Raw genomic sequence first — 3,729 nt, 5'->3', positions numbered from 1 at the left:
CGATCGTACCGATGTTCACGTGCGGCTTCGACCTGTCGAACTTCTCTTTCGCCATGACGTTTCCTGTGCGAGACGAGCCTGCTCGCTGTCCTCCATGACCGGGGTGGAGCCGATGACCGGGCTTGAACCGGTGACCTCGTCCTTACCAAGGACGCGCTCTACCACTGAGCTACATCGGCTCGATCACGACTCCGGGAGCCGGCCCGCCCGGCTCGTCCGCCGGCCCGGCGGCGCGCTCGATCCGGCGCGCGGGCAGCCGCCGGCGCGCTGGAGCGGGAGACGGGGATCGAACCCGCGACCAACAGCTTGGAAGGCTGTGACTCTACCACTGAGTTACTCCCGCGCACCCGTTGCCCGCGCCGCCGTCCGACTACGCCCGCTGCTCGACCTGGTGGCGAGGGGAGGATTCGAACCTCCGAAGCCGCTAGGGCGACAGATTTACAGTCTGTTGCGTTTGACCGCTCCGCAACCTCGCCGATTTCGCTCATCGCCCGGACCCGTCTCCCCGGGCGCTCCTGTACCCGAACTGCACCTCGACCGGGTTGATTGGGATCGCGTGTTCAATGCCTGTGGAGCTGGCGAAGGGATTCGAACCCCCGACCCGCTGATTACAAATCAGCCGCTCTACCGGACTGAGCTACGCCAGCCGGACGAATTGGAGATGATAGCAGAATCCGCCCGTTCCGGCAAGGGCCGCGGGGATTCCGGGCCGCTTCCTCAGCCGGCCGGCGCCGCGGCCGACCGCTGGCGGACGGCCTCGAACAGGGCCACGGCGGCGGCGACCGACGCGTTGAGACTCGACACCCGCCCGCGCATCGGCAGGGCCGCGCGCCAGTCGCAGCGCTCGCGCACCAGCCGGTGCAGCCCGCGCCCCTCACCGCCGATGACGATTGCGGACGGCAGGCGCAGGTCCAGATCGTACAACGACTGGTCGGCCTCGGCCTCGAGTCCGATCGTCCAGACCCCGGCCGCCTTCAGCTCGCCGAGCGCCCGCGGCAGGTTGACCACCGGCGCGAGAGGGACGTGCACGAGCGCCCCCGCCGAGGCCTTGACGGCCGCGCCGGTGACCGGGGCCGCCCGCCGCTCGGGCACGACGAGCCCCGAGCCGCCGGCGGCGTCCAGCGTGCGCGCGATGGCGCCCAGATTGCGCGGATCCTCGATACCGTCGAGGACGAGGATGAGCGGCGGCGTACGGACCGCGACCAGGTCCGCCACCGCATACGTGTCGAGCGCGCGCACCGTGGCGACCACGCCCTGGTGCGCCGCCCCGCCCGCGAGGCGGTCCAGCTCCGCGGGATCGACCCGGCGCAGGCGCACCCCGCGGCGGTCCGCCAGCTCCAGCAGCTCCGTCAGACCGCGCCGGCGGCGCACGCTCACGGCCAGCGCCGTGACCCGCCCGGCGCGCAACGCCTCGATCACCGGCTTGACGCCGAAGATCGTCATCGCACCAGCGTGGCGGCCGCGTGCACCGCGATCGCCTCGCCGCGGCCCACCGCGTCCACCCCCTCGCCCGTCTTGGCCTTCACGCTGACGGCATCCACCGCCACCTCGAGCGCCGCCGCCAGCCGCTCCCGCATCGCGGCGGCGTGCGGGCCGATGGGCGGGCGCTCGGCGATGACCACGATGTCGGCGTTGCCGACCGCGTACCCGCGCTCGCGCACGATGGCGACGGCGCGTTCCAGCAGATCGATGCTCGACGCGCCCTTCCAGCGGGGATCGCGGTTGGAAAAATGCTGCCCGACGTCGCCCGCCGCGGCGCCGCCCAGAATGGCGTCGATCAGGGCATGACAGACCGCGTCGGCGTCCGAGTGCCCGTCCAGCCCCCGGTCATGGGGCACGTGCACCCCCCCGAGGATCAACGGTCTCCCGGCGACGGTCCGATGCAGGTCGTAGCCGATGCCCAGGCGTACGGCGGCGGCAGGCGCGGCCGCGGACCGCGCCGCTCGTCCGGCCGCGCGATCCAGATCCGCGGGGGTCGTAATCTTCACGTTCTCCGGGTCCCCCTCGACGAGCCGAACCGTGTACCCGGCCCGTTCGGCCAGCAGCGCCTCGTCCGTCGCGTCGACCCCGCCCCGGCCGAGCGCGACCGCGGCGCGCAACACGTCCGCGCGGAAGCCCTGCGGCGTCTGGGCCAGGTGGATGCGCTCGCGCGGGAGCGTCGCGGCCACCACGGCGTGTCCGCCGGCGTCGGCGCTCTGCTTGACCGTATCGGTCGCCTGGACGGCCGGCACGGCGGCCCCCGCCTCGGCCGCGGCGTCGATGACGCGGCCGATGAGCGCCCGGCTGCAGAACGGGCGCGCCGCGTCGTGGACCAGCACCAGCGAGGCCGCGTCTCCGACGGCATCGAGGCCGGCCGCCACCGAATCCTGGCGCCGCCGCCCGCCGACGACGACTCGCAGGGGGGTCTCCACCGCCTGGAGCCCGACCGGCGGATCCGCGGCCAGCGCCGGCGGCAGCACCACGACGATCTCGCCGACCCGCGCGCTGCGGTCGAACGGCGCCAGCGCGAGCTCCAGCAGCGTGCGCCCGCCGATGGAACGGAGCTGCTTGGGCACGCCGCCGCCGGCGCGCAGGCCGCGCCCGCCCGCCGCGATGATCGCCGCTACGCGCATGGGTCGTCGCTCGGCCGGCCCGGGAGTCGTCCGCGTCGACTCCGTGCGGCCGCCGGGGGCCTGAAGTCGGCGCGGCCTACTCGATCCGCGCACCGCGCATTCTAGAGGATCCCCCTGCCTCGACCTCGGCGACGGTCGCCGCGATGATGTCGCGCGCGCGCTCCGCCAGCCTTGTCGCGTCTCCGCGCACGAGTCCCTCGGTCGGCAGCGGCGCGTGCAGGACAAGGCCGACGTCGCCGGGGCGCGTCGTCAACATCCCCTTGCGCATGACGTGCCGCGTGCCGGTCAGCGCGACCGGCACCACCGGAATCCCTGCGTCTATCGCAAGCAGGAACAGCCCTCTCTTGAAGGAACCGACGCGACCGTCCCGGCTCCGGGTCCCTTCCGGAAAGACGATGAGCGAGTGCCCGCGGCGAATCATCGCGGCCACCTGATTGAGCGTGCCCCGACCGGCCCGCGCCCGATCGACGAGCAGATGCCCGGTGTAGCGCAGGTGCCAACCGAGCACGGGAAAGGCGCCTAGCGACGCCTTGGCGAGGATACGAAGCTGGAAGGGAATCGACGTGATCAGGACCGGGAAATCGTAGATGCTCTGGTGGTTCGACACGAACACGTACGATCGGCCGGCCGCCACGAGGTCGCCTCCGGCTGCGTGCACCCGCACGCCCGTTGTCACGAGAATCAGCCGCGACCAGAGCCGTGCGCACCCGTGGGCCACGTGACCCCGCCGATCGCCGAGCATCGATGCGAGCGACACTGCGCCGAGCACGATGGTGTAGACGGAGATGGCGGGAATCAGCCAGAACACCGTCCGCCACCAGTGGAAGGAAGGCATCGTCCGCTTCGTTCACGACACGGCCAGCAGCGCGTCGAGGGCATCCTCGACGGTCTCGACCCCGACCGTCTCGCACCCGGCGTCGGCCGTCTCCCGGCCACGGTTCACGGCGGGCAGGACGCAGCGCGTGAAGCCGAGCTGCGCCGCCTCGCGGACGCGCAGCGCGGCCTGCGGCGTCCCGCGCAGCTCGCCCCCCAGCCCCACCTCGCCGAACACCGCGGTGCCCGGCCGCACCCCGCGCCCCCGCAGGCTCGACGCCACCGCCGCCACCACGCCCAGATC

General features: G+C 72.9%; 3 protein-coding genes and 4 tRNA genes. All 7 read right to left on the bottom strand.

Annotation, left to right across the window (positions count from 1 at the left end; all coding sequences use genetic code 11):
* Positions 1-104: 104 nt before the first annotated feature.
* Positions 105-179, bottom strand: a tRNA-Thr gene (locus F4X11_07230).
* A gap of 89 nt (positions 180-268) precedes the next feature.
* Positions 269-343 (bottom strand) — tRNA-Gly (locus F4X11_07225).
* A 46-nt stretch (positions 344-389) separates the two neighbouring features.
* Positions 390-476 (bottom strand) — tRNA-Tyr (locus F4X11_07220).
* A gap of 94 nt (positions 477-570) precedes the next feature.
* A tRNA-Thr gene (locus tag F4X11_07215) sits at positions 571-647 on the bottom strand.
* Positions 648-717: 70 nt separating this feature from the next.
* Complete coding sequence (gene rlmB / locus F4X11_07210) at positions 718-1,443, bottom strand: 23S rRNA (guanosine(2251)-2'-O)-methyltransferase RlmB (GenBank protein ID MYN64802.1); 726 nt, start codon at positions 1,441-1,443, stop codon at positions 718-720.
* Entirely contained in the window at positions 1,440-2,612 is a 1,173-nt protein-coding gene (gene ispD / locus F4X11_07205) for a 2-C-methyl-D-erythritol 4-phosphate cytidylyltransferase (protein ID MYN64801.1), read from the bottom strand. Before ispD ends, rlmB begins: the two co-directional genes overlap by 4 nt.
* Before the next feature lie 76 nt (positions 2,613-2,688).
* Positions 2,689-3,447, bottom strand: coding sequence for a 1-acyl-sn-glycerol-3-phosphate acyltransferase (locus F4X11_07200; protein ID MYN64800.1), 759 nt, complete (start codon positions 3,445-3,447; stop codon positions 2,689-2,691).
* Positions 3,448-3,729: the final 282 nt, after the last annotated feature.

The sequence above is a fragment of the Acidobacteriota bacterium genome (assembly GCA_009861545.1).
Classification (GTDB): domain Bacteria; phylum Acidobacteriota; class Vicinamibacteria; order Vicinamibacterales; family UBA8438; genus WTFV01.
The sequence above is the reverse complement of the archived record's forward strand: the minus strand, read 5'-3'. Positions and strand labels throughout refer to the sequence as shown.